This is a genomic window from Streptomyces sp. NPDC001406 (assembly GCF_042895285.1).
Lineage (GTDB): Bacteria > Actinomycetota > Actinomycetes > Streptomycetales > Streptomycetaceae > Streptomyces.
Genome location: NZ_JBIAWG010000012.1, coordinates 190,079 through 215,923, shown reverse-complemented (window position 1 = coordinate 215,923; position 25,845 = coordinate 190,079). Strand labels below are relative to the sequence as shown.

21 protein-coding genes are annotated in these 25,845 nt (G+C 71.4%); 14 read left to right on the top strand and 7 right to left on the bottom strand.

The window, feature by feature from the left end; translation table 11 throughout:
• Nucleotides 1-279 precede the first annotated feature (279 nt).
• The 9 genes from ACFY1J_RS28745 to ACFY1J_RS28705 all read left to right on the top strand — a co-directional run bounded on the left by ACFY1J_RS28745 (nt 280) and on the right by ACFY1J_RS28705 (nt 8,666).
• Nucleotides 280-1,182 carry an alpha/beta hydrolase gene (locus ACFY1J_RS28745; RefSeq protein ID WP_390708149.1) on the top strand — a complete coding sequence of 301 codons (903 nt, stop codon included), beginning with the start codon at nt 280-282 and terminating at the stop codon, nt 1,180-1,182.
• A 28-nt stretch (nt 1,183-1,210) separates the two neighbouring features.
• Nucleotides 1,211-2,416, top strand: a complete 1,206-nt coding sequence (locus ACFY1J_RS28740; RefSeq protein ID WP_390732280.1) for an acyltransferase — start codon at nt 1,211-1,213, stop codon at nt 2,414-2,416.
• A gap of 10 nt (nt 2,417-2,426) precedes the next feature.
• Nucleotides 2,427-3,947 carry a sensor histidine kinase gene (locus tag ACFY1J_RS28735; protein ID WP_390708148.1) on the top strand — a complete coding sequence of 507 codons (1,521 nt, stop codon included), beginning with the start codon at nt 2,427-2,429 and terminating at the stop codon, nt 3,945-3,947.
• Nucleotides 3,944-4,627, top strand: coding sequence for a response regulator (locus ACFY1J_RS28730; protein WP_390708147.1), 684 nt, complete (start codon nt 3,944-3,946; stop codon nt 4,625-4,627). Before ACFY1J_RS28735 ends, ACFY1J_RS28730 begins: the two co-directional genes overlap by 4 nt.
• A gap of 100 nt (nt 4,628-4,727) precedes the next feature.
• Complete coding sequence (locus ACFY1J_RS28725; protein ID WP_390708146.1) at nt 4,728-6,119, top strand: sensor histidine kinase; 1,392 nt, start codon at nt 4,728-4,730, stop codon at nt 6,117-6,119.
• Nucleotides 6,116-6,790, top strand: a complete 675-nt coding sequence (locus ACFY1J_RS28720) for a response regulator (protein WP_390732230.1) — start codon at nt 6,116-6,118, stop codon at nt 6,788-6,790. Before ACFY1J_RS28725 ends, ACFY1J_RS28720 begins: the two co-directional genes overlap by 4 nt.
• A 44-nt stretch (nt 6,791-6,834) precedes the next feature.
• Nucleotides 6,835-8,055 (top strand): cytochrome P450, encoded by a 1,221-nt coding sequence (locus tag ACFY1J_RS28715; protein ID WP_390732229.1) that lies wholly within the window; start codon nt 6,835-6,837, stop codon nt 8,053-8,055.
• An 87-nt stretch (nt 8,056-8,142) separates the two neighbouring features.
• Nucleotides 8,143-8,463, top strand: a complete 321-nt coding sequence (locus ACFY1J_RS28710) for a hypothetical protein (protein WP_390732281.1) — start codon at nt 8,143-8,145, stop codon at nt 8,461-8,463.
• Nucleotides 8,406-8,666, top strand: coding sequence for a Uma2 family endonuclease (locus ACFY1J_RS28705; RefSeq protein WP_390708144.1), 261 nt, complete (start codon nt 8,406-8,408; stop codon nt 8,664-8,666). Before ACFY1J_RS28710 ends, ACFY1J_RS28705 begins: the two co-directional genes overlap by 58 nt.
• A 13-nt stretch (nt 8,667-8,679) precedes the next feature.
• Here ACFY1J_RS28705 and ACFY1J_RS28700 read toward each other — a convergent pair whose 3' ends face one another.
• Together ACFY1J_RS28700 and ACFY1J_RS28695 are read right to left on the bottom strand one after the other, a co-directional pair.
• On the bottom strand, nt 8,680-10,281 hold the full coding sequence (locus tag ACFY1J_RS28700) for an ABC transporter permease (RefSeq protein WP_390708143.1): 1,602 nt from the start codon (nt 10,279-10,281) through the stop codon (nt 8,680-8,682).
• Nucleotides 10,278-11,171, bottom strand: a complete 894-nt coding sequence (locus ACFY1J_RS28695; RefSeq protein WP_390708142.1) for an ATP-binding cassette domain-containing protein — start codon at nt 11,169-11,171, stop codon at nt 10,278-10,280. The genes ACFY1J_RS28700 and ACFY1J_RS28695 overlap by 4 nt, the downstream gene beginning before the upstream one ends.
• Before the next feature lie 73 nt (nt 11,172-11,244).
• Here ACFY1J_RS28695 and ACFY1J_RS28690 point away from each other — a divergent pair, with 73 nt between their 5' ends.
• Nucleotides 11,245-11,742, top strand: coding sequence for a GbsR/MarR family transcriptional regulator (locus tag ACFY1J_RS28690; RefSeq protein ID WP_390708141.1), 498 nt, complete (start codon nt 11,245-11,247; stop codon nt 11,740-11,742).
• A 12-nt stretch (nt 11,743-11,754) separates the two neighbouring features.
• Here the strand turns inward: ACFY1J_RS28690 and ACFY1J_RS28685 are convergent, their stop codons facing one another.
• Nucleotides 11,755-12,621, bottom strand: a complete 867-nt coding sequence (locus ACFY1J_RS28685) for a diacylglycerol kinase (RefSeq protein ID WP_390732228.1) — start codon at nt 12,619-12,621, stop codon at nt 11,755-11,757.
• A gap of 196 nt (nt 12,622-12,817) precedes the next feature.
• Here ACFY1J_RS28685 and ACFY1J_RS28680 point away from each other — a divergent pair, with 196 nt between their 5' ends.
• Together ACFY1J_RS28680 and ACFY1J_RS28675 are read left to right on the top strand one after the other, a co-directional pair.
• Complete coding sequence (locus ACFY1J_RS28680) at nt 12,818-14,101, top strand: adenylosuccinate synthase (protein WP_390708139.1); 1,284 nt, start codon at nt 12,818-12,820, stop codon at nt 14,099-14,101.
• Between the two features lie 187 nt (nt 14,102-14,288).
• Nucleotides 14,289-16,106 carry a bifunctional metallophosphatase/5'-nucleotidase gene (locus tag ACFY1J_RS28675; RefSeq protein ID WP_390732227.1) on the top strand — a complete coding sequence of 606 codons (1,818 nt, stop codon included), beginning with the start codon at nt 14,289-14,291 and terminating at the stop codon, nt 16,104-16,106.
• A gap of 94 nt (nt 16,107-16,200) precedes the next feature.
• Here ACFY1J_RS28675 and ACFY1J_RS28670 read toward each other — a convergent pair whose 3' ends face one another.
• The 4 genes from ACFY1J_RS28670 to ACFY1J_RS28655 all read right to left on the bottom strand — a co-directional run bounded on the left by ACFY1J_RS28670 (nt 16,201) and on the right by ACFY1J_RS28655 (nt 21,695).
• The gene (locus ACFY1J_RS28670) at nt 16,201-16,851 is read right to left on the bottom strand and encodes a hypothetical protein (protein WP_390708137.1); all 651 of its coding nucleotides are present in this window, start codon (nt 16,849-16,851) and stop codon (nt 16,201-16,203) included.
• 206 nt (nt 16,852-17,057) lie between these two features.
• On the bottom strand, nt 17,058-19,541 hold the full coding sequence (locus ACFY1J_RS28665) for a dolichyl-phosphate beta-glucosyltransferase (protein ID WP_390732226.1): 2,484 nt from the start codon (nt 19,539-19,541) through the stop codon (nt 17,058-17,060).
• Nucleotides 19,538-20,230, bottom strand: a complete 693-nt coding sequence (locus ACFY1J_RS28660; RefSeq protein ID WP_390708135.1) for a GntR family transcriptional regulator — start codon at nt 20,228-20,230, stop codon at nt 19,538-19,540. Before ACFY1J_RS28660 ends, ACFY1J_RS28665 begins: the two co-directional genes overlap by 4 nt.
• 109 nt (nt 20,231-20,339) lie before the next feature.
• Nucleotides 20,340-21,695, bottom strand: a complete 1,356-nt coding sequence (locus tag ACFY1J_RS28655) for an aspartate aminotransferase family protein (protein ID WP_390708134.1) — start codon at nt 21,693-21,695, stop codon at nt 20,340-20,342.
• 177 nt (nt 21,696-21,872) lie between these two features.
• On the opposite strand from ACFY1J_RS28655, the gene ACFY1J_RS28650 reads away from it, so the two are divergent.
• Nucleotides 21,873-23,969, top strand: coding sequence for a protein kinase (locus ACFY1J_RS28650; protein ID WP_390732225.1), 2,097 nt, complete (start codon nt 21,873-21,875; stop codon nt 23,967-23,969).
• A gap of 138 nt (nt 23,970-24,107) precedes the next feature.
• Nucleotides 24,108-25,637: a substrate-binding domain-containing protein gene (locus ACFY1J_RS28645; RefSeq protein ID WP_390732224.1), complete on the top strand. Its 1,530-nt coding sequence runs from the start codon at nt 24,108-24,110 to the stop codon at nt 25,635-25,637.
• Nucleotides 25,638-25,845 lie beyond the last annotated feature (208 nt).

Here is a 25,845-nt window from a genome sequence, read left to right as displayed (position 1 = left end):
TACGCAGGAGAAGAGTTCCCTGGCGGGACGCGAACGACGAGTCCCGATCCGTAATTTCCCATCCAGACGAGCCCGACGGCCGGGCGGGGGACTGGAGGGGACGGAGCCATGGGGCAGGTGACGGGGGCTGCGGGGGAGCGAACCGCGGGCGAACGATCCGCAGGCGAACGATCCGCAGGCGAACGAACCGGCAAGAGGAGCCGAGGCTCCGGAGCGACGCGCCCCGCCGCTCAGCGGTGGCGCCGAGCCCTCCTCGCCGCGCTCATCACCGCCGCCGTCGTGGTCCCCCTCTCAGCCGCCGCCCGGCCGGAGGTCCCCGCCCCGGCCCCGGCCGTCCTCGCCCCGCCGACGGCGGCCACGCTGGGGGAGGCGTACGCAGCCAACCGTGCCAACGCCACCGAAGCCGCCGCCATGGCGGCCGCGCACAGCGACCGTCACCGTGCCGCCGCGGACCGCGCGCTGGCCGCCCCCTCCCGCCAGTTGCTCGTCTTCGACGGCCGCGGCTCCGGCCGGGCCACGGAGGTGCTCGGGGACCTGGCCCGGGCCGACCGCATCGCGATCCTGGTCCCCGGCTCCGACACCTCCATAGACACCTACGACCGCTTCCACAGAGCCGCGGCCGCCCTGTACACCGAACTCACCCGCCGCGCGCCCGCCGACAGCCGGGCGGCCGTCGTGGCCTGGCTCGGCTACGACACCCCGGGCGCGATCAGCACCACGGTCACCACCACGAGCCGCGCCGAGCAAGCCGCGCCCCAACTGCGCGCGTTCATACGGCAGCTGCGCGCGGTCGTGGGCGAGGAGCCGCACGTGTCCGCCGTGTGCCACTCCTACGGCTCGGTCGTGTGCGGCCGTGCCGCCGCCGGCCTGGACATCGACGACCTCGTCCTCGTCGGCAGCCCCGGCACCGGCGCCGACTTTGCCGCCGCGCTGCACACGCCGGCCCGGGTCTGGGCGGCCCGCGGTTCCGACGACTGGGTGGCGGATGTGCCGCACGTCAGCGCCGAACTGTTCGACACCACCATCGGCTTCGGCACCGACCCGGTCTCCCCGGCCTTCGGAGCCCGCGTCTTCGACGCCGCCGACGCCGGTCACAGCGGCTACTTCACTCCGGGCTCGACCGTCCTCGCCAACCTGGCCCGGATCACCCTCGGCGAGACCTCGGAGGTGACCCGTGCGTGAGCCGACCCTGCGCCGCGCGCTGACCGTGATGCCGAACGGGATACGGCAGGGCGCCCGTCGTGTGGACAGCGCCACGCCCGCCTCCCGGGACCGTGCCGTCGACGCCCTGCGCGCGTTCGCGATCCTCGGTGTCGTCCTCGGCCACTGGCTGGTCACGGCCCTGGTCGCGGACGACGGCTCGCTGCACGCGGCGAGTCCGTTGCGGCACATGCCCTGGCTGGCGCCCGTCTCCTGGGCCTTCCAGACCCTTGCCGTCTTCTTCCTGGTGGGCGGCCATGTGGCGACCCGCGGCTACGCCTTTGCCCGGGCCCGCGGAACGACCTACGGCGAGTGGCTGCGCGGCCGCCTGTCCCGGCTGTTCCGGCCGGTGGCCGCGCTGCTGACCCTGTGGGCGGTGGCGGCCGCGGGCCTGCTCGTCTCGGGTGCCCGGTTCGAAACGATCCACACGCTCGTCAAACTGGCCCTGTCCCCGCTGTGGTTCCTGCTGGTCTTCGCGGCCCTGACGGCGGCGACCCCGCTGGTGACCCGGCTCAACCCGCTGTGGCCCCTGGCCGTCGTCATCCACGTGGACCTCCTCCGATTCGGGCTGGGCGGCGTCCCGTCCTGGCTCGGCTGGGTGAACGTGGCCGCGGGCTGGCTGGTGCCCTACACCCTGGGCGCGGCCTGGACCCGCGGCGAGCTGGAGGGCCGCAGGGCGGGCTGGGTCCTGTTCGCGGGCGGTACGGCGGCCACCGCGGTGCTGGTCGCGTGGGCGGGTTATCCGGCGTCGATGGTCGGCGTCCCCGGTACGGCGATCTCGAATCTCAACCCCCCGACGCTGGCGGCGGTCACCTTCGGGCTGGCCCAGTGCGGGCTGGCCCTGCTGCTCCGCGACCGGCTGCGCCGCGCGATGGCCCGCCCGGTGGCCTGGGCCGCGGTGGCGCTGGTCAACCTCTCCGCGATGACGATCTTCCTCTGGCATCAGACGGCGCTCATGGCCACGACGGCCGTGACCCGCCCGGCCGGCCCGCTGCCCGGCCTGCACACCGTGCCCGACCAACTGACCTGGGTGGCGGCCCGGCTGGCCTGCCTCCCCCTGTTCGCCCTGGCCCTGACCCTGTGCTGGACGGCCTTCCGCTCCTGCGAACAGGGCCCGCGCCGCCCGCGGAACCGCCCTTCCCGGGTGATCCGCCGCCACTTCCACTCCCACTCCCACGCGCACCGAACGGAACCGAAGAAGTCCCACCATGCCTAGGGTTGAGGAGATGACCCCCACGGACCCGGCGGCCGGAGACGGCGAGACGCCACCCCACGCGGCCGAAGGCCCGGAGCCCACCCCCGAACCGACCCCCACCCCCGAACCCGCACCCCAACCCACCCCCGAAGCCGCCCCCGAACCCGCGCGCGAAACGCTCCTCAACCGCCTGCGCGCCCGAACACGCCGCTGGCTCCGCATCCTGAAGTACCTGATCGCCACATGGATCGCCCTGGGCATCACCCTGGCCGGCGGCGACGAACTCGCCACGTCCTACGGGTTCGACACGGCAGACGGCCTCCTGGCCGGCTTCGCCCAGGGCCTGGCCGTCGTGCTGGCCCTGTCGCGCCCGGTCCCTGCCTGGGGCATCTCCCTCGGCGCGATGGTCGCCACGGCCACGGCGGCCCGCCCCGTCCTGGCCGACGCGCCGCAGCCCGGCCCCGACTGGCCCTGGGCGACCCCCCAAGTCCTGGCCCACGCCTTCGTGTTCTTCCTTCTCGCCCTACGGCTCCCGATCCGCAGGGCGATCGCCGCACTGGCGGTGTCCGGTGTGGCGACCTTCGTCATCGAAGGTGTCATCGGCGGGGCGGGATACACCGCGACCGGCCTGGTCGCGGTCGCCGTCTTCTCCGTGGCCGTCCTGGTGGGCACCGCCCTGCGCGCCCGCAGCGAGGCCCGCACCCAGCTGGTCGAGCAGGAGACGATCACCGCGGAGGAACGGGCGCGCCGCACGCTGCTGGAGGAGCGCAGCCGTATCGCGCGCGAGCTGCACGACGTGGTCGCGCACCACATGTCGGTGATCTCCATCCAGGCCCAGGTGGCCCCGCATCTGGTGGACAACCCCTCCGAGGAGCTGAAGGAGAACCTGGCCGGCATCCGCCAGAACGCCCTGGAAGCACTCACCGAACTGCGCCGGGTACTGGGCGTCCTGCGCTCCGAGAACCCGGACGAACCGGCCCCGGACTCCCCGCAGCCCACCCTCGACCGGCTCGACGCGCTCATCGAGAACACCCGGGCCGCCGGCCTGGACGTGGTCACCGACATCCGCGGCGAACCCCACCCCTACCCGCCCGGCGTGGAGCTGTCCGCGTACCGGATCGTCCAGGAGGCCCTCAGCAACGCCCTGCGCCACGCGCCGGGTTCCAAGGTCCGGGTGGAGGTCAGCCACTTCTCCGAGGGCGTCCATCTGGGAGTCATCAACTCCCGCCCCGGCCGGCCGGTTCCCCCTTCCCCGGGCACGGGCCACGGCCTGCTGGGCATGAGAGAACGCGCGACGATGCTGGGCGGCCATGTCACGGCGACCCCCACCCTGCACGGCGGATTCATGGTGACGGCTTTCCTCCCCAAGGACGCACGCGTGGACCGGCCCCCCACGGACCCGGATCCAGCGGCCGCCGGCGGCGAGATCCTCCTCCAGGGGGCACCCGCAATCCCCCTACAGGGGGCACCCGCAATCCCCCTACAGGGGTCACCCGCACCCGCAATCGAAAGCCACGCACCCGTCCCCGACGAAGGAGCCCAGACCCCATGACACCCGTCGGCCCAGGCCCCATCCGCGTACTGATCGCCGACGACCAGCAAATGGTCCGCCAGGGCTTCACGGTCCTGCTCAACACCCAGCCCGACATCGATGTGATCGGCCAGGCGGTGGACGGCAGGGATGCCCTCACCAAGGTCGCCGAACTGACCCCGGACGTGGTCCTGATGGACATCCGCATGCCCGAAATGAGCGGCATCGAGGCGACCCGCCGCATCACCACCGACGACCCCGCCGTCAAGGTCCTGGTCCTGACCACCTTCGACCTGGACGAGTACGTCTACGAGGCGCTGCGTGCCGGTGCCTCCGGCTTCCTCCTCAAGGACGCCTCCGCGGACCAACTCGCCGAGGCGGTCAGAGTGGTGGCCGCCGGAGACGCCCTGCTCGCGCCCGGGATCACCCGCCGTCTGATCGCCGAGTTCTCCCGACTGGACGGCCCACGTCGCGCCCCGCTGAAGCAACGCGTCGGCGACCTGACCGAGCGCGAGACGGAAGTGCTGGCCCTGATCGCCCAGGGGCTGTCGAACGCGGAGATCGCCGACCGGCTGGTGGTGGCCGAGCAGACCGTGAAGACCCACGTCGGCCGCATCCTGGTGAAACTGGGCCTGCGCGACCGCACTCAGGCGGCGGTGTTCGCCTACGAGTCGGGTCTGGTCCGCCCCGGGGCCCGCTGAAACCAGCCCGGGCCTGCCCCGCGTAGTACCTGAGACGGATTCCCAAGGACCCTCTCAGAGGTGACGACCGCGACCCCGGCCGCCGCATACCGTTTTCATCGTGACCGAGACGACGCACATGCAGACGACACCGCCGGGCGCAGCCGCCAGGCCGCGCAGCCCGGAGTTCCGGCTCGTCGCGGACGCCCTGCGGGGGCTGCGGCAGGACCTGTTCCACGACGCGTTCGCGTATGTCCCGCTGCCCCGGATGCGTGTCGACGGCCGGCTGACCCGCCGTCTCACCGGTCACGCCCGGGACTACGCGGCCTGGAGAGCGCACATGCTGGTGGCCGCCGCAGGCGCGCTGGCGATGCTCATCGGGTTCTCGGGCAGTGGTACCGGCGGCGGAGCGGCCGTGCTGTGCGGTCTCCTCGCACTGCTTCCGGTCCTGCTGACCCTGGCCCGTCCGGTGGGAGCCTTCTGGCTGTCCCTGGCGGCGACGGCGGCCGCCTCGATCGTGGGCTCGTCCTGGATGGACTGGCCGTGGCTGCCGGGCAGCTTCCTCGCCCATCTCGTGGTGCTCACGGTGGTGGCGATACGGACCCGCCCGCGTACGGCGGCCTGGATGTGGGTGCTGACCGCGGGCTACGGCTTCGTGGTCGAGGCCACCCTGGGCGGGGGCCGGCTCAACACCAACGCCGGTCCGATGCTCGTGCTCTCGGCGATAATCCTGCTGGCCGTCACGGTCTGGCACATACGCCGGGACGCCGTGCAGGAGGTGACCGCCCAGCAGACGGTGACCGCGCACGAGCGCTCCCGCCGCACGCTGCTGGAGGAGCGCACCACGATCGCCCGCGAACTGCACGATGTGGTGGCCCACCACATGTCGGTGGTCGCCATCCAGGCGGAGGCGGCGCCGTACCGGGTGGAGAACCCGCCGCCGGAGCTGGAGAAGGCCTTCGCCACGATCCGGGAGAACGCGGTCGCGGCGCTGACCGAGCTCCGCCGTGTCCTGGGCGTGGTCCGCGCCGAGGACTACGAGGCACCGGACGCCCCCCAGCCCACCCTCGCGGACCTGGACTCCCTGCTCGACAATGTGCGGGAGGCCGGGCTCGGGGTGGAGAAGACGGTGACCGGCGCGGTGCGCGAACTCCCGCAGGGCGTCGAGCTGTCGGCGTACCGGATCGTGCAGGAGGCACTGAGCAACTCGCTGCGGCACGCGCCGGGGGCGAGCGCGCGGGTCGAGATCGGGTATGTCCTCGGCGGGCTCGGTCTGCGCATAGTCAACGGCCCGCCGCCCGCGCCGGACCTGGTGAAGCCGTCACCGGGCGCCGGACACGGGATCACCGGGATGCGGGAGCGTGTCTCCATGCTGAACGGCGAGATGACGGCAGGGCCGGCCGAGGACGGGGGCTATGAGGTGACGGTGTTCCTGCCGGTCGCCCTGGAATTCGACCGGGACGGCCGCGGAGACGACCGACGCGACGGGCACGACCACAGGAACGGTGCATGACGACTCGTACGATCCGTGTACTGATCGCGGACGACCAGATGATGGTGCGTGAGGGCTTCTCGGTCCTGCTGAACGCGATGCCGGACATCGAGGTCGTCGGCGAGGCCGTCAACGGCCGCGAGGCCGTCGAGCGGGTGCGGGAACTCGCCCCGGACGTCGTGCTGATGGACATCCGGATGCCCGAGCTGAACGGCATCGAGGCGACGCGGGAGATCGTCGCTGCGGACGGCACGGCGAAGGTGCTGGTGCTGACCACGTTCGACCTCGACGAGTATGTGTACCAGGCACTGCGGGCGGGGGCCTCCGGGTTCCTGCTGAAGGACGCCTCGGCCCGCCAGCTCGCCGACGGGGTGCGTGTGGTGGCCTCCGGTGAGGCGCTGCTGGCCCCCACGGTCACCAAGCGGCTGATCACGGAGTTCTCCCGGCTGTTCGAGGCACCGCGGCCGGCCCCCACCGGACAGTTGGCGTACGGGGACCTGACCGAGCGGGAGACGGAGGTGCTGGTCCTGATAGCCCAGGGCCTGTCCAACGCGGAGATAGCCGAGCGGCTGGTGGTCGCCGAGTCCACGATCAAGACCCATGTCAGCCGCATCCTGGTGAAGCTGGGCCTGCGCGACCGTACCCAGGCGGCGGTGTTCGCCTATGAGGCGAGACTGGTCACGCCGGGGTGAGAGACCCCTGGTCACGGAGGGAGGAACCGGGCTAGCGTCCGTCCATGGCAGCTGTTTCCGATCTCGCCTTCGACCCCTGGGACCCGGCGTTCCTCGCCGATCCGTACCCGGCCTATGCCGAGCTGCGGGCGAGGGGCCGCGTGCTCTACTACGAACCGACCGACCAGTGGCTGGTCCCGCACCACGCGGACGTCTCGGCGCTGTTGCGGGACCGCCGCCTCGGCCGTACGTATCAGCACCGGTTCTCGCACGAGGACTTCGGCCGCACGGCGCCCCCGCCGGAGCACGAGCCGTTCCACGTCCTGAACGACCATGGGATGCTCGACCTCGAACCGCCGGACCACACCCGTATCCGGCGCCTGGTGTCGAAGGCGTTCACCCCGCGCACGGTGGAGCGGCTCAAGCCGTACGTCGGCGAGCTGGCCGGGGAACTGGTGTCGGCCCTCGTGGCGGCCGGCGGCGGCGATCTGCTGAAGGACGTCGCGGAGCCGCTTCCGGTCGCGGTGATCGCGGAGATGCTGGGCATCCCCGAGTCGGACCGCGCCCAGCTGCGCCCCTGGTCGGCGGACATCTGCGGGATGTACGAGCTGAATCCCTCCGAGGACACGGCGGCGAAGGCGGTCCGGGCTTCGGTGGAGTTCTCGGACTACCTCCGGGAGCTGATCGCGGCGCGCCGCAAGGAGCCCGGCGAGGACTTGGTCTCGGGCCTGATCGCGGCGCACGACGAGGGCGACCGGCTGACCGAGCAGGAGATGATCTCCACGGCGGTCCTGCTCCTCAACGCGGGCCACGAGGCCACGGTGAACGCGACGGTGAACGGCTGGTGGGCCCTGTTCCGCAACCCGGCTCAGCTGGCCGCCCTGCGCGCGGACCACTCCCTGGTCCCCTCGGCCATCGAGGAGCTGATGCGCTACGACACCCCGCTCCAGCTCTTCGAGCGCTGGGTGCTGGACGAGATCGAGATCGACGGCACGACGATCCCGAGGGGCGCGGAGATCGCCATGCTCTTCGGCTCCGCCAACCACGACCCGGCGGTCTTCACCGCCCACGAGACCCTCGACCTCACCCGCACGGACAACCCCCACATCTCCTTCAGCGCGGGCATCCACTACTGCATCGGCGCCCCACTGGCCCGCATCGAACTGGCGGCATCGATGACAGCGCTACTGGAGCAGGCCCCACGCCTGAGCCTGACGGCAGAGCCGCAGAGGAAGCCGAACTTTGTGATCCGGGGTTTGGAGGGGTTGAGCGTCGAGGTGGGTTGATCACCCGTTCGGCTGATCGCCGAGCGATTCCGGCCGACGGGCGCCTGTGGCTCGTCAAGCTGTTGCCTGCCGGTGAAGGGGGGCGCCATGACAGGCACGGACCAGATGTTGGTGGATGAGTTCGAGCAGGTCGCGGCATTTGTTGAACGGGAGATCGAGACCGTCCGACTTGAGTTCCTCGACGGCCGGATCGGGTTCAGGAAGGCGTCGGACGGTACCCATGGCACGGTCGTGATGTGGCTGGTCCGCCAGTGGATGTGGGCCAGACCTGAACTCCACCCCTACCCCTGCCGGGGGCTCAAGGCCATTTCACGGGTCACGGTGACTGGTCCGACCCTGACGGCGTCCTCATGGCTGTCGAAGTCACGTCGCACGACTCGTACACGCACCACCGCGACCGTGTGGTGAAGGCCTCTGCCTACGCGGGCGCGGGCATCCCGGTCTGTCTGCTCGTCGACCGGCGCGCCCGCTCGGTCCTCGTGCACACCGAACCCGGTCAAAAGGACGGATACAGCGACATCCACACGGTGAGGCTCGGCGGCAAAGTCGCGCTTCCTGCCCCCGTGGGCATCGAACTCGACACCGAGAAGCTCAAGCAGTACGTCGACTGACGGGAGGTCACCCTCACGTCGTCAAGTCCCGTCTCCGCAGTGCCGTCAGCCCCGCGCCCACCAGGAGCACCGCCAGCGCCGCAAGGGTCAGTACCGGGGTCCACTGCATCTCGGCGCCCGGCAGCTTCGGGAGGTGGCCGAAGGGGGAGAGGTCCAGGATGATCTGGGGGGCGTTCAGGGCCGGGCCCACCCAGCCGATCAGGAGGACGGCGACTGCCACTCCCCAGGCTGCTGTTGCCGCTCGGGGGGCGATTCCGTAGAGCAGGACCGCCACCCCGCCGATCACCCATACCGCCGGGAGCTGGAGGAGGCAGGCGCCCAGGATCGGGGCGATCTCCTTGCCGTAGCCGACGGCGAAGCCCAGGCCCGCCAGGAGCATGATCAGGGCCGAGCCGCCGAAGGCGATGGTCAGATGGCTCGCGGCCCAGCGCAGGCGGCCCACTGCGCAGGCCAGTACCGGTTCCGCGCGGCCCGAGGTCTCCTCGCCGTGCAGCCGCAGAACCGAGGCCACGACGTACAGGGAGGCGATCAGGCCTAGCATGCCGACCATCGCCGCGAGGAACGCGTTCGTCAACGCGCTCTGGCCGCCCATCCGCTCGAAGATCTCCCGTGCCTGGTCGTTGCCGCGGACCAGGTCGGCCGCGCCGTCGGTCAGCCCGCCGTAGACGACCCCGGCCAGGAAGAAGCCGATCGACCAGCCGAGGACGCTGCCCCGTTGCAGCCGCCAGGCCAGCGCGCCCGCCGTGCCCATGCGGCCTTCGGCCGGTCCGGGCCGCGTGGGCAGGAAGCTCATGCCGACGTCCCGGCGCCCGGCGAGTCCGTAGGCCAGGGCGCCCTGGGCGGCGATCGCGGCGGCGAACAGCAGCAGTACCCACCAGCGTTCGTCCGCGAAGGACCGCTGGTTCTCCAGCCAGCCGAGCGGCGACAGCCACGTCAGCACCGAGGAACCGTCGTCGGACGCCGAGTCGCCCGCCGCGCGCAGGACGAAGGCCGCCCCGAGGACCGCCGAGGTCAGCCCCCGGGCGAGCCGTGCGCTCTCCGTCAGCTGGGCGACGATCGCCGCCATCGTGGCGAAGAGCATGCCGACCCCGGCGAGGCCGAGGCCGAAGGACACGGCGCCCGAGGCCCCCTGCCCGGCCAGGCCGGCTGTGACCAGCAGCGCCAGTACGGCGTTCGCGACGGCCGCCGCCAGCAGCGCCGCCGTGAGGGAGGCCCGGCGGCCCACCATCCCCGACGCCACCAGCTCCTGCCGGCCGCTCTCCTCCTCGTCCCGGGTGTGCCGTACGACGATCAGCAGGCTCATCACGGCGGCGAGGGCGGCGGCGTACACGCCCACGCGCCAGGCCGTCAGCGCGCCGATCGAGGTGTCGAAGACCGGGCCGATCAGGGCGCGGAACGAGGCGTTGGTCTCCATCTGCCGTGCCAGGTCGGTGCGTTCGGCGGTGGTGTCGTACAGGGACTTCAGGGTGCCCGGCATGGAGAGGATCATGAGGGCGTTCACCGCGACGAAGACCGGGATCATCACCCGGTCGCGGCGCAGGGCGAAGCGCAACAGGGTTCCGGTGCCGGCCAGTTGACGGGTGCCGCCACGCGTCCGTACCGCGAGGGTGGTCATCGCGACACCTCGTCCTGGTAGTGGCGCAGGAACAGTTCCTCCAGCGTGGGCGGGGTCGAGGTCAGGGACCGTACGCCCGACTCGCCCAGCTGCCGCAGCACGGCGTCCAGCTTGTCGGTGTCCACCTGGAGACGGACGCGGCGGCCCTGCACGTCGAGGTCGTGGACGCCGGGGAGGTGGGACAGGCCGTTGGGCGGGCCCGCGAGTTCGGCGCTGACGCTGGTGCGGGTGAGGTGGCGCAGGTCGGCCAGCGAGCCGCTCTCGACGGTGCGGCCGTTGCGGATGATGCTCACCCGGTCGCAGAGCTCCTCGACCTCGCTGAGGATGTGCGAGGACAGCAGGATCGTGCGGCCGCGGTCGCGCTCCTCCTCCACGCAGCGCTGGAAGATCTCCTCCATCAGGGGGTCCAGGCCCGAGGTCGGCTCGTCCAGGATCAGCAGGTCGACGTCGGAGGCGAAGGCGGCGACGAGGGCGACCTTCTGCCGGTTGCCCTTCGAGTAGGTGCGGCCCTTCTTGGTGGGGTCCAGCTCGAACCGCTCGATCAGCTCCGCCCGGCGCGCCTTGTCGAGGCCCCCGCGCAGCCGGCCGTACAGGTCGATGACCTCGCCGCCGGAGAGGTTGCGCCACAGGGTGACGTCGCCGGGGACGTAGGCGATCCGGCGGTGCACCTCCACGGCGTCCCTCCACGGGTCGCGGCCCAGTATCTGCGCGGCGCCCGAGTCGGCGCGCAGCAGGCCGAGCAGCACCCGGATGGTGGTGGACTTCCCGGAGCCGTTGGGGCCGAGGAAGCCGTGGACCTCTCCGGTGGCGACCTCCAGGTCGAGGCCGTCCAGGGCGTGTGTCCGCCCGAAGGACTTGTGCAGTCCGGAGACGGTGATTGCCTTCGTCATGGCTCAGAACGTACGCTTCTTTCAGAAATTTGTGAAGTTAAGGAAGGCTATGAAGCTCGGATAGGATGCGGTCATGACGGAATCAGCCCGTACGGAGCGTGACCCCGAGGCGGTGTCGAAGTTCGTCGAGTCCTTCGCGGCCCAGCTCGTCGAGGCCGGGATGCAGCGCATGCCGGCCCGGATCTTCGCCGCGCTCCTGTCCTCCGACGACGGCGCGATGAGCTCCGCCGAACTGGGTGACCAGCTCCAGGTGAGCCCCGCCGCGGTCTCCGGCGCGGTGCGCTACCTGGCACAGCAGCACATGGTGTCCCGCGAGCGCGAGCCCGGTTCGCGGCGCGAGCGCTACCGGGTGCACAGCAACCAGTGGTACGAGGCCCTGACCAACCGCGAGGCGGTCATCAAGCGCTGGGAGGGCGCCCTGCGCGAGGGGGTCGTCAGCCTCGGCACGGACACCCCGGCGGGCCGCCGTATGGCCGAGACGCTGGCCTTCTTCGAGTTCGTCGACGGCGAGATCGCGGCCATGATGGAGCGCTGGCGGGTGCACCGCGAGCAGCTCTTCGGGCAGGACTGAACCCGGCCCCTTTCAGGCGCCGGCCCGCTGGGGCACCGTGAGCCCCCAGGCCCCCTCCACGACCCGCCACGTCCGCTTCCGCACCGGCCCCGCCACGCCCGCGTCCGCCCGGTACCGGAAGTCCGGTCCGGCCACGGTCACGGTCCGCCCGGAGGCCCGCAGCGGGCACGCCTCCGCGCCCACCGACGCCGGCCGCACCTCGACCTCGGCCAGCCCGGCGGAACCGGTCGCCACCGAGACGCCCTCCACCGGCTGGTCCAGATCGACGAGCGTCACCCCGTCGACCTCCACCCGCAGCCGCGCGGGCCCGGGGGCGGGCACGGTGGTGGCGAGCCGGGCGGGGCGGGCGCCCAGCGTCCGTACGAGGGACCGGTACGTCGTCCGCAGCCAAGGGCGCCCCTGAGCCACGGGCACCGGCTCCGGCTGCGCGGCCCGCCGCACCGGCACCGGCGGGATCCGCAGCGCGCCGAGCACCACCCCGTCACTGTCGTCGACCAGCAGGTCCATGCGCCGCTCCACCCCGTCGAGCACGGCCCGCGCCGCGGCCACCGCCCCCGTCGGCACCCCCAGGGTCTCCGCCAGCGTCAGCGCGCCCCCCACCGGCACCACCGACAGCACGCATCCGGCCAGCTCCCGCTGCCGGTGCAGCAGGGACACCGCGCGGACCAGCGCCCGGTCGTCGCCGATCACCACGGGGCGGCGCGAGCCGCGCCGCGCCAGCGCGCGGGCGAATTCCTCCGGCCCCTCCGGCAGGCAGACCTTGGTGGTCGCACCCGCGCTGAGCACGTCTTTCGCGATCCGTACGGACTCCCCGTCCGTCCACCGGGCGACCGGGTCGATGACCACCAGCAGCTGATCGGACGTCGCAAAAGTCGCCACCTCGGTCCTGCCTCGCTTCCTCGGGTAGCATCTTTGTGCAAGAGCCCCTTGCGCTATTGCGCCAGGGGCTTCGTCTATTCCGGGGCATCCGGTCCGACGGTTGTGCGACCAAAGGCGGTCGCGGTGGTACGCGGCGGTGAACCTTACGCCCACGCCCTGACCTTGGACATGCCCCGCCCGGAAGGGGTGTACGCGCGTGCCCGCACTTGTGCTGCTCGGTGCTCAGTGGGGTGACGAAGGCAAGGGGAAGGCCACCGACCTGCTCGGTGGCTCGGTGGACTATGTCGTTCGCTACCAGGGCGGCAACAACGCCGGCCACACGGTGGTCGTCGGCGACCAGAAGTATGCACTCCACCTCCTCCCTTCCGGAATCCTCTCTCCCGGCTGTACGCCGGTCATCGGAAACGGCGTCGTCGTCGACCCGTCGGTCCTGCTCTCCGAGCTGAGCGGTCTGAACGAGCGCGGCGTCGACACGTCGAAGCTCATGATCAGCGGTAACGCGCACATCATCACCCCGTACAACGTCACCGTGGACAAGGTGACGGAACGCTTCCTCGGAAAGCGGAAGATCGGGACGACGGGGCGCGGTATCGGTCCGACCTACTCGGACAAGATCAACCGCGTCGGGATCCGGGTCCAGGACCTGTACGACGAGTCGATCCTGGAGCAGAAGGTCGAGGCGGCCCTCGACGTCAAGAACCAGATCCTCACCAAGCTGTACAACCGGCGCGCCATCGCCGCCGAGCAGGTGGTCGAGGAGCTGCTGGGCTACGCCGACAAGCTCGCCCCGTACGTCGCCGACACGGTCCTGGTCCTCAACCGGGCCCTGGAGGAGAACAAGGTCGTCCTGTTCGAGGGCGGCCAGGGCACGCTCCTGGACATCGACCACGGCACGTACCCGTTCGTCACCTCCTCGAACCCGACCGCGGGCGGTGCCTGCACCGGTGCCGGCGTGGGCCCGACGAAGATCAGCCGGGTCATCGGCATCCTCAAGGCCTACACCACCCGCGTCGGCGCCGGTCCGTTCCCGACCGAGCTGTTCGACGAGGACGGCGAGGCGCTGCGCCGCATCGGCGGTGAGCGGGGTGTGACGACGGGCCGCGACCGCCGCTGCGGCTGGTTCGATGCCGTGATCGCCCGCTACGCGACCCGCGTGAACGGCCTGACCGACTTCTTCCTCACCAAGCTGGACGTGCTGACCGGCTGGGAGCAGATCCCGGTCTGCGTGGCGTACGAGATCGACGGCAAGCGCGTCGAGGAGCTCCCGTACTCGCAGACCGACTTCCACCACGCGAAGCCGGTCTACGAGAACCTCCCGGGCTGGTCCGAGGACATCACCAAGGCGAAGTCCTTCTCCGACCTGCCGAAGAACGCCCAGAACTACGTCAAGGCGCTGGAGGAGATGTCCGGCGCCCCGATCTCCGCGATCGGCGTGGGTCCGGGCCGCGACGAGACGATCGAGATCAACTCGTTCCTGTAGTCATCCGGGACCCAGGGGTCAGCATCCGGGACCCACGGGTCATCAGCGGGGCCCACGGGCCGGTCATGGACATGAACATCCTTGACCGGCCCTTGGGCTGTTCCTGGTTCCGCGCGGAACCGGCGCAGGGCAAGCATCTACGCGGGTAGTGCCGTTCCTTCAGCCTCTTCCGTTCCAGGAGCCCCGAATGCCCGTCCAGCCCATGAACCGCCGGCAGTTCATGCAGAAGTCGGCCGTCACCGGTGCCGCCGCCGTCGCCGCCGGAGCGGTCGGCACCGGTACCGCAGAAGCATCCGACCACGAGCCCGAACACACGCCCCGCACCTGGTCGTTCTCCATCCTCGGCACCACCGACCTGCACAGTCACGTCTTCGACTGGGACTATTACAAGGACGCCGCCTACACCGACAAGGTCGGCAACTCCTGCGGTGTCGCCCGCGTCGCGACCCTCGTCAAGCAGCAGCGCGAGGCCAAGGGCGAGGAGCGCGTCCTGCTCGTCGACGCCGGCGACATCATCCAGGGCACCTCCCTGGCCTACTACTTCGCCCGCGTCGACCCGATCACCGGCACCGACGGCAAGCGGGGCCCCAAGCACCCGATGGCCGTCGCCATGAACCACATGCGCTACGACGCCGCGGCCCTCGGCAACCACGAGTTCAACTACGGCATCGAGGTCCTGCGCAAGTTTGAGAGCCAGTGCCGCTTCCCGCTGCTCGGCGCCAACGCCCTGGACGCCAAGACCCTCAGGCCCGCGTTCCTGCCGTACACCGTGAAGCGCATCTGTGTTCCCGGCGCCCCCGACATCAAGGTCGGCATCCTCGGCCTCACCAACCCCGGCATCGCCCTGTGGGACAAGGACAACGTCAGCGGGAAGATGGTGTTCCCCGGCCTGGTCGAGCAGGCCAAGAAGTACGTCCCGCGGCTGCGCGCCCTCGGCTGTGACGTCGTCTTCCTCACCGACCACTCCGGCCTCGACGGCTCCTCCTCCTACGGCGACTCGCTCCCGTACGTCGAGAACGCCTCCAACCTGGTCGCCGAGCAGGTCCCCGGCATCGACGCCATCCTCGTCGGCCACACCCACGTCGAGGTCTCCTCGTACACCGTCAAGAACGAGGAGACCGGCGAGGAGGTCCTCCTCTCCGAGCCGTACTGCTGGGGCTACCGGCTCAGCGTCTTCGACTTCGAGGTCGAACTGCAACACGGCCGCTGGAAGGTCACGAGCAAGACGGCCCAGACCCTCAACCCCAACAACGTCGAGGAGGACCCGGAGATCACCCGGCTCCTCAAGGCCGACCACGACCTCGTCGTGAAGTACGTCAACACGCCCGTCGGCACCTGCACGGCCGACCTCTCGGCCGCCGAGTCCTGCTGGAAGGACGTCCCCATCATGGACTTCATCCACGAGGTACAGATGAAGACGGTCGCGGCGGGCCTGTCCGCCGCCGACGCCGCGCTCCCGCTCATCTCCGTCGCCGCGCCCTTCAGCCGCACGGCCGACATCCCCCAGGGCAGCGTGACCATCAAGGACATCGCCGGGCTCTACATCTACGACAACACCCTCTACGGCAAGAAGCTCACCGGCGCCCAGCTCAAGGACTACCTGGAGTACGCGGCGAAGTACTACCACCAGGTCCCGGCGGGCACGGCGGTGGACACCTCCACCCTCACCAACGCCAACAAATTCTGGGACTACATGTACGACACCGCGGCGGGCGTGTCCTACGAGATCGACATCGCCCAGCCGGAGGGCTCCCGCATCAAGAACCTCACCTACAAGGGCGCCGCGGTCGCCGCCGACCAGGTCTTCGTCGTCGCCGTCAACAACTACCGCGCCAACGGCGGTTCGGGCTACCCGCACATCGCGTCCGCCGACATCGCGTACAGCTCCACCAACGAGATCCGCCAGCTGATGATCGACTACGTCGTGTCCAAGGGCACGCTGAACCCGTCGGACTTCGCGGACGCCAACTGGAAGCTGACGCAGGCCGGGACGCCGGTGTTCTGAACGTCGGCTGCGGGGTGGCAGTAGGGGGCGCCCGCTTCCAGGCGAGCGGGCGCCCCGGAAAGACGGTGGCCCAGCCCGGCGTCGGCGACCACGGTCAGCTGAAGACGATCATGGACCCCTGGGCCAGGCTCCGGGTCGCCGCCGCGTGCAGCCCCAGCCAGACGTGCCGTTCGCGGGCGAAGGGGCTGGGATCGTACGGCGGCGGGACCGCCGGCTCCTCCAACTCCGTGGGGCCACGCGGGGGTTCCGGTGCCGCCGGGGGGTTGGCCGGATCGATGCCGATCGACGGGGCGACGAACTCCAGCTCCCGCAGCAGCGTCTGGGAGGAGCCCAGCGGGCCGCCGCTCGCCAGCAGCTCGTCGTTGGACAGCGGGTTGGGGAAGTCGACCGGGACGTAGGCGCCCGCGTGGTCGTAGTGCCAGACCAGGTGCGACTGCTGGGCGGTGGACTCGAACATCTCCAGGAGCTGTTCGTAGTCGCCGCCCAGTTCGTCCACCGGGGTCACCGGCAGCCCGCACATCTGCAGGAGGTAGACCCGGCGCAGGAAGTGCAGCGCGTCGTAGTCGAAGCCGGCCACCGGGGCGACCTCGCCGGACAGGCCCGGCATGTACTGGTACACCGGCACCGGTGGGAGTCCGGCCTCGGCGAGCACCTTGTTGTATTGCGCGAGTTCCTCGGCGAACGGGTTGTCCGGGGTGTGGCACAGGACGTCCACGAGCGGCACCAGCCACAGGTCACAGGCCAAAGAGAGCTCCTCGCATCAGCACGCGTACACGCATTGCAGGGTGGTCAGGGAAGGGTAATCGGTGCGGCGCAGCCTCAGGGTCTGCCCGGCGGATCCTGCCGGAGACGCGGGGTCTGGCACGCGCTCCCTCAAGCTCTTCGAGCAGGGGGGACCCCCATCGCGTCGACGCCCTCCTCCGCCTTGCAGTTGCACGCTCCAGACCCCGCTCACCTTCGCTGATCCGTTGCCGTTGGATTTCTCCGGCCTGATCCGCCGGACAGGCCCTTGCCTCCCTGGTGCAGGTCCCATACCCACACACCGTGCGTCCACTTTCCGGCACGGCCGGTGAGCTTGTGCAGGGCCGTGCGCAGCTTGTCGTCATTTGGCTGGGGTACGACCACCAGGACGCCCGCCTTCCAGTAGGCGAAGTCCCGCTTGGCCTGCGCCTGCCAGTTCTTGCCGATGATCGGGACCACGCCGGTCCAGCGCACGTCCCGGAGCATGTTGGAGGTGTAGCGCGGGGAGGCGCCGTAGATGCCGATGCGATCCTCGCCGTACGGGCCGTTGAAGTAGCCGCCGGGGAGTCGGAAGCCCAGATCGGCGGCCGTCTGCCAGTGCAGGGCCTCCGCGACGCCGGAGTCGGGCAGCGGCACGGGGACGAGCGACTCGCCCTCGCGGACGTACGACCTCCAGGTCCCGTCCGTGAAGAACGCGGGCACCTCGGCCCGCTCCGCGGACTTCAGCGGCGCCGGGACCAGTGGGGCCAGGGCGAGCAGGACGCCGAGGAAGCCGAAGTACATCGTGCCCACGGCGCGGGTCGCCGCGAGCCTGTCCACCGCGATCGCCACCATCATGCCCAGCGCGGGGGCGCAGACCATCGCCACCCGGCCCTCGATCACCGACTCGAACAGCGGCTTGTCGGCCAGCAGGGCCCAGGGGCCGGGGTAGACGGTGTCGGTGAGCGGGATGCGGATCTTCGGGCCGAGGGACAGCACCGCGGCGGCCATCGCGGTGAACGCCAGCGCCTTGACCAGGGCCTGCTCCCACAGCCGTACGAGGATCGCGAAGGCCAGGGCGACCAGCGGCCAGCCGTAGAACGCGTTCTGCTCGGTGGGGTTGGGGGAGAGCGAGTTCGCCGTCTGCGCGTCGCCCGCGAACAGCGAGCGCTCGGCGAAGGCGATCAGGGACAGGGGGCTGTTGCCCACGTCGTCGCCGTGCAGGACGCTGCGATAGCTCTGCGGGCCGGTGAACTGCCAGTACAGGGGATAGGCGACGAGGGGGAGACAGACCGCCGCGCCGATCAGCAGGCCCTTCAGCAGCGGCCGCCAGGCCTCCCGTGCCACGTCCCGTCGTACGGCGGCGTAGGCGGCTGCGAACAGGGTCATGCCAAGTGCGGCGAGCAAAAAAGGTTCCTCGCCCAGGAAGACCTGGTAGGCGGCCATCAGGCCGAGCACGACCCCGTCCCGCACCACCCGCGTGCCCGCGCACAGCCGCAGGGCGCGGTCGATGATCAGCGGGATCATGAAGAGGATCACGAAGTTGGGGTGCGCGTTGGCGTGGCTGACCATCGGGGGCGCGAAGGCGGCCAGCGAGGCGCCCAGGAAGGCGGCCGCCCGCTGCCGTACGACCCGTTTCACGATCAGCCAGTACCAGGCGGCCGCGGTCGCCGCCAGGCCCAGCGTCATGCAGACGCTCAGCGCGACCGCGGGGCCCGCGGCGAGGGTGAGCGGCGCGAAGGGGACGGACAGGCCCAGCATGACCGTGTTGGCCATCAGGTTCACGCCGTCGGGGAAGCCCTGGAGATCGGTGAAGAGGGGGCTGCGCAGATGGGCGACGTTGTCGGCGGTCACCGCGAAGAACCACTCCCACTGGTTCTGGTCCTGGAGGGAGTCGGGGAGATAGCGGTGGTCCGGGTCGAAGACACGGCCCGAGTAGAGGGCCACCGCCATCAGCAGGAAGAGGACGGTGACCAGGAGGTCGGCGGGGCGCACGGCGCGGGCTCTGAGCCGGGCCAGGTCGGTCAGGACGCGGGCGTAGTCGAGGGGGCCGACCTTCGAGCCGGGCTGATGGCTCCAGCGGACCGGGACCTCGGCCACGGGCCAGTCGCTGCGGTGGAAGTGCTGGAGCACCTCCACGTCTATGCCCCAGCCGTCGAGCCGGGAGGCGGCGAAGGCCTCACGGGCCCGGTCGCCCTCGAACAGCTTGAAGCCGCACTGGGTGTCCCGTATGCCCGGCACGGCCGTCGTGCGTATCAGGAAGTTCCCGGCACGGCCGAGCAGTTCACGCACCCGGTGCTGGCGGTTGTCGATCGCCGCACCCGGCACCGAACGCGAGCCGATCGCCGCCGTGTGCCCCTCGCTGAGCGCCTTGTCGAGCCGCTCCAGCTCCGTTATGGGCGCCGCCAGGTCGGCGTCGGTGACCAGCACCCGGCGGCCGCGCGAGGCCGCGACCCCGAGGCGCAGGGCGCTGCCTTTGCCGCGGTTGCGGTCACTGGTGACGAGTTGGACCCGTGGGTGCTCCAAGGCCGCTGTCTCCCGGGTGCCGTCGGTCGACCCGTCGTCGGCGACGATCACCTCCCACTCGCCCCAGCGGCCCTCGTTCTCGCTCAGATAGGCCGTGACGGCTTCGAGGGTGGGGCCGAGACGCTCTTCCTCGTTGTAGGCGGGGACGACGACGGAGAGGTCGACCACCTCGGTGCGGCGGCCGCTCATCCGGCCGCCAGCCGCTCGATGAGGGCGAGGGCGTGCGCGTTGTACCCGGCGACGATCGCGCGGGCGCGCGCGGGGTCCCGACGGACCAGGGCGTCCACCAGTTCGGTGTGCCCGGACCACAGGCGGCCGCGCAGATCGGGCAGGCGGCGCAGGTGCTGCACCGCGCACACCCAGGACTGGACGCGCAGCCGGTTCAGGAAGTCGGCGAGATAGGGGTTGCCGAACAGGGCGCCCAGCTCGCGCCAGAAGCGCAGGTCGTAGCCGATCAGTACGGTCAGGTCACCGGCGGCGGACGCGCGCTGGGCCTCCTCGCCGCGCCGGCGGACCGCGGCGAGGGCGGCCGCCGTACGGGGCTCCTCGGGGTCGGCGAACGGCTTGCGGCCGTCGACGAGCGCCTGGAACATGCTGTCGGTGACCAGGCTGCGCGCCTCGATCATGCCGCGGTAGTCGTCGAGCGAGTACTCCGGGACGCGGAAGCCGCGGTGCTGGTCCGCCTCCAGGATGCCCTGCGCGGACAGGTCGACCAGCGCCTCACGGACCGGCGTCGCCGAGACCCCGTACTGCTCCGCGATCTCCTTGACCGTGAACGCCCGGCCCGGCTGGAGCCGGCCGGCCAGCACCTCGTCACGAAGTGCGTCCGCGATCTGCTGCCGCAAGGTACTGCGGGTCACGGCGCCGTTGCCGAGCATGGTCGGGGCTCTCCTCACGCGTATGGGTGATGTGCTCGTCCATATCTACGAGCACGTCACCTTACGCGTTCGAGTTCCCCCTGGTGAGATTCGGTGTTGCGGCCCTCACTCACACCGTGTATTCGTCGGCCACGCTCAGCGCGGCGTCCAGGGCCGCAAGACCCTCCTTCAGCTCGGCCTCGCTCACATTGCAGGGCGGGACGATGTGCGTGCGGTTCATGTTGACGAAGGGCCACAGGCCGTTCTTCTTCGCGGCGGCACCGAAAGCGGCCATCGGCGCGTTCGCCTCGCCCGCCGCGTTGTACGGCACCAGCGGCTCCCGGGTCTCCCGGTTCTTCACCAGGTCGAGGGCCCAGAACATGCCCACACCGCGCACCTCGCCGACGCTCGGGTGCCGCTCGGCCAGCGCGCGCAGACCCGGCTCGACGACGCTCGCGCCCAGGTTCTTCGCGTTGGTGACGACGCCCTCCTCCGCCATCACGTTGATGGTGGCGACGGCGGCGGCGCAGGCCAGCGGATGGCCGGAGTACGTCAGGCCGCCCGGGTAGGCCCGCTTGCCGAAGGTCTCCGCGATCTTCCCGGAGATGGCGACACCGCCGAGCGGCACATAACCGGAGTTCACGCCCTTGGCGAAGGTCATCAGGTCGGGCACGACGTCGAACAGGTCGGCCGCGAACCACTCACCGGTGCGTCCGAACCCGGCCATGACCTCGTCCAGGACGAACACGATCCCGTACTTGTCGCACAGCTCCCGCACGCCCGCGAGATAGCCGGGCGGCGGGACCATGATCCCCGCGGTGCCCGGGATCGTCTCCAGGACGATCCCGGCGATGGTGCCGGGACCCTCGAAGGCGATCGTCGTCTCCAGGTGCTCCAGGGCCCGCGCGCACTCCTGCTCCTCGGTCTCCGCGTAGAAGCGGGAGCGGTAGAGGTAGGGCGCCCAGAAGTGGACGACACCGGCGGTGGCGCTGTCGGAGGGCCAGCGGCGCGGGTCGCCGGTGATGTTCACGGCCTGCTGCGTGCCGCCGTGGTACGAGCGGTAGGCCGACAGCACCTTCGCGCGGCCCGTGTGCAGCCGGGCCATGCGCACCGCGTGCTCCACGGCGTCCGCGCCGCCGTTGGTGAAGAAGATCTTGTCCAGGTCGCCCGGAGTGCGCTCGGCGATCAGCCGGGCCGCCTCCGAGCGCGCCTCGACGGCGAAGGCGGGCGCGAAGGTGGTCAGGCGTGCGGCCTGCTCCTGGATCGCGGCGACGACCTTCGGGTGCTGGTAGCCGATGTTGGTGTAGACGAGCCCGCTCGTGAAGTCGAGGTAGCGCTTGCCGTCGTAGTCCCAGAAGTACGACCCCTCGGCGCCGGCCACGGCGAGCGGGTCTATGAGCTCCTGGGCGGACCAGGAGTGGAAGACGTGTGCACGGTCCGCGGCCTTCACGGCGGCGCCGGCTTCGGGATTCGGCTGAGGGGTCATGCGAGCGAGCGTAAGTGTCCGCGATGCGAACGCGATATCGGCGACCTGTTCCCTGGTCGGGGGGTTTCCACGACAGATTGTCTGTTACGGAACCGTAGACACCGCCCCGCGCGACCACCCTCACGACCGCACTATTCTCGGTTCGTTGCACACCTACGGGGGGAAGGCGGCGCAGCCATGGAGAAGCTCGGGCCCGGTGACCCGCAGCGCATCGGGGCGTACCGGCTGCTGGCGCGGCTCGGCGCGGGCGGCATGGGGCATGTGTATCTGGCCCGGTCGGACCGGGGCCGTACCGTCGCCGTGAAGCTGGTGCGCGAGGAGCTCGCCGAGCAGGAGGAGTTCCGGGCCCGGTTCCGGCAGGAGGTGCAGGCCGCGCGCCGGGTCGGCGGCCACTGGACCGCACCCGTGCTGGACGCGGACACCGAGGCCGCCGTGCCGTGGGTGGCCACCGGGTATGTCGCCGGACCCAGCCTCCAGCAGGTCGTCGGGCACGACCACGGAGCGCTGCCCGAGCGGTCGGTACGGATCCTGGCGGCCGGGCTCGCGCACGCGCTCAAGGACATCCACGCCGCCGGGATCGTGCACCGCGACCTCAAGCCGTCCAACGTGCTGGTGACCATCGACGGGCCGCGCGTCATCGACTTCGGCATCGCGCGGGCCCTGGAGACCCTGGCCGGGGACGGGCTGACCCGGACCGGCTCCCTGGTCGGCTCGCCCGGCTTCATGGCGCCCGAGCAGGTGCGCGGCGACCGGATCACGCCCGCCTGCGACGTCTTCTGCCTCGGCTCCGTGCTCGCCTACGCGGCGACCGGCCGGCTCCCCTTCGGCGCCGCCAACAGCGGGGTGCACGCCCTGATGTTCCGGATCGCCCAGGAGGAGCCCGACCTGGAGGGCGTGCCCGAGGGCATCGCCGACCTGGTGCGCGACTGTCTGAAGAAGGACCCGGCCGCCCGGCCGACGCTGGACCGGATCCTGGAGCGCACCGGCGCCGAGGACACGGTGTCCGGAGGCCGCTCGCGGGACCCGTGGCTGCCGGGGGCGCTGGTGGCCCAGCTGGGGCGGCACGCGGTGCAGCTGCTGGAGGCCGAGGATCCGGAGGCGGCGGCGGAGGGGCCGGTGGGGAGCCCGGCGGGAGGCCCGGCTGGAGGCCCGGCGGGGGGACCGGTGGGGGCGGACTCCCGGCCGGCTCTGCCCGCGCCTGCGCCCGGCCGGCCCGCGTCCGGCTCTCCCGTGGCCGCGCCCGGCCCCGGTGGGGACGGTACGCCCGACCCCGCCCCGGCGTGGATCCACAAGCAGACCCCCGCGCCCGGCTCGCCCCCCGGGCAAGCTCCCGCGCCCGGTTCGTCCCCCGAGCACGCCCCCGCCTCCGGCGACGCCTCCGTGCCGCCCCCGCCCGGGGACCCCCGGCCGAACGGCGGCGGACCGGGGGTGAACCATCTGCCCACGATGGTCGCGGGCCAGACGCCCCCGCCCGGGGTGCCCCCGGCCCACCCGGCGTACGGCTACCCGCAGCAGCACCCGCAGCCCTCCGCCTACGGCCATCCGCAGCCGCCCGGCGCCGGTGCCTGGCCCGGTTCCGGGCAGCCGTACAACCCGTACGCGGGCGGCGTCGGCTCGACCCCGCCGTACGGTCCGCCGCCGATGGGCTCGACCCCGCCGCACGGACCCGGCGGCATTCCGCCGCGCGAGCCGCGCCAGAGCGGCCGGTCCACGGCGCTCCTCGTGGTGATCGCGCTGGTCGTCGCGCTCGCCGCGGGCGGCTCGGTGTACGCGCTGATGAAGGGCGGCGGCACCGACGACAAGGGCGGGAACACCGTCTCCCCCGGCCCGACCACCGGCGCGCCCACGACCAACGGCCCGACCACCTCCGGGCCCGACCCGACGACCTCGCAGCCCACCACCCCGGCACCGTCGGACGGCACGATCCCGGCCGGTTACCTGGGAACCTGGGAGACGTCGATCGACAACGGCACCGGGCACAACACCCGCGAACTGACCATCCAGCAGGGTGATGTGGGGGACACGGTCCTCACGCTCGTCGCCGACGGGCCCATCGTGGGCGGCGGCAGCTACCACTGTGTCTTCACCGCGGCGCTGGCCGAACAGCCCAGCGGCAACGGCCCGTTGGAGATCGGCCCGTCCACCGTCTCCTCCGGCGAGCCGCTCTCGTCCTGCTCGCCCGGCGAGGCCACCGAGGTCACGCTGCTGTCGGACGGACGGCTGCGGCGGGCGAAGCAGGGCAACGGGGAGAGCCTGACCTACACGAAGCGGTGATGCGGTGAGGGCCAACTCCCGTTTCCTGTGAGGTCGTTGAACGCCCGGCGAACTTCAGCCCACGAGACCGGATTGTCCGCCCGGGTGCCCGTACTGTGACCCCACCATTCGACTCCGGGGAGTAGCGGGGGCACCCACATGGAGTGGCTGAGTGCGGAGAACGTCGTGGCCGTGGGGACGGCGGTGCTCGGTATCGCCGCGTCGGCCGGCATGGTCTGGTACGAGCGCCGGGTGCCGCGCCGCAAGCGGGTCGGCTACCGCGTGCAGATGGACAACCCGATCGGCGACGACGTCCGTTCGGGCCGCGCCAACCGACGCCTGGGCCTCTTCGACGAGGCCCCGGTCATGGCGGACGCCACGCTCGTCCTGCTCCGCGTGGAGAACGACGGCTCGCAGGGCATCGACCGCGACGACTACACCAGTCCCGAACGGCACGGACTGACCGCGGTGTTCACCGACCGCACCGTCCGGGGCGTGTCGGTCACCCAGCCGAACGACACCGACCATCTCATGGACCACTTCACCCCCGAGCGGGGGTTCGGCTACGAGGGCAACACCCTGCGCATCCCGCGGGTCCCGCTCAACAGGGGTGACCACTTCAAGCTGCTCGTCCTGCTGTCCGGCGGGGACGTGGGCCGGGAGATCCGGCTCATCGGGGGGATCCGGGAGGGCGAGGTCCACCCCAACCGCAGCGCCACGCCCGACGACAAGCCGCCCCTGTTCAGCCGGGCCTCCCGGCTGATCACCATCATGCTCACGGTCTGTGTCGTCACGCTCGCCACCATCGTCGTGGCCCGGGACGACACCCCGCCGCCGATCGGCTGCGAGAAGGGCACGCTGACGGTCACCGGTTCGACTGCCTTCGCGCCCGTGCTGCGGGAGGTGGCGGAGAAGTACGAGGGGGACTGCGACGGTTCGACGGTCACGGTGGACCCGCACGGCTCCACCGCCGGGGTACGGGAGCTGGAGGCCACCGGCGCCCAGTGGAAGGGGAGGGGCTCCCCGCCCCTGGTCGCCCTCTCGGACGGTCCCAAGCCCAGCGACATGCCGGAGCTGCGCGAGAGCCGGGTCGCGGTGTCGGTCTTCGCGCTGGTGGTGAACGACGACGTGACCCTGAAGAACCTGTCGGCGAAGGACGTACGACGCCTGTACCGCGGCGAGATCACCAACTGGCGCCGGCTCGGCGGCCCGGACCTGCCGGTCCACCTGGTCAGCAGGGACGCCAACTCCGGGACGCGGCAGGTGTTCCAGCAGCGGGTGCTGGGCCGGGGCGAGATCGCCAACTCCTCCGTCGACTGCGTCCGCAGGGACGACGCGTCGGCCCCGGTGACCCGCTGCGAGCTGGACTCCACCGACCAGGTCCTGACGGAGGTGGCCAAGCTCCCGGGCGCCGTCGGCTACAGCGAACTGAACCTGGCCACCCGGGCCAAGGGCCTGCACATCCTCCGCCTCGACGGCAACGAGCCGTCGGTGGACGCCATCGAACACGGCCGGAGCGCGTACCCCTACCGGGAGATCGAGTACGCCTACACCTACGGCCAGCCCCCGGCCGACTCCCTGGTCTCCAGCTTCCTGACGTACCTCTCCCGAGGAAACGGCCAGGACGTAATCCGCACCCACGGCCACATCCCGTGCTGGACCCCAGAGGGACTGAAACTCTGCGCCTGACCCCACCCACAAAACGGCACCCCGCCCACCCCACCCGCGGTCCACCCCACCCGCCATGGCCGTGGTCCACCCCACCCGCCATAGCTGCGGGCCGGGCCGGCCGCCGCAGCCGCGGTCCGGGTCGCCCGCCATAGCTGGGGCCGGCCTGGCCGCCATAGCTGCGGGCAGTCGTGCCTCCCCCAAGCTCTTCGAGCAGGGGCCCCAGGCG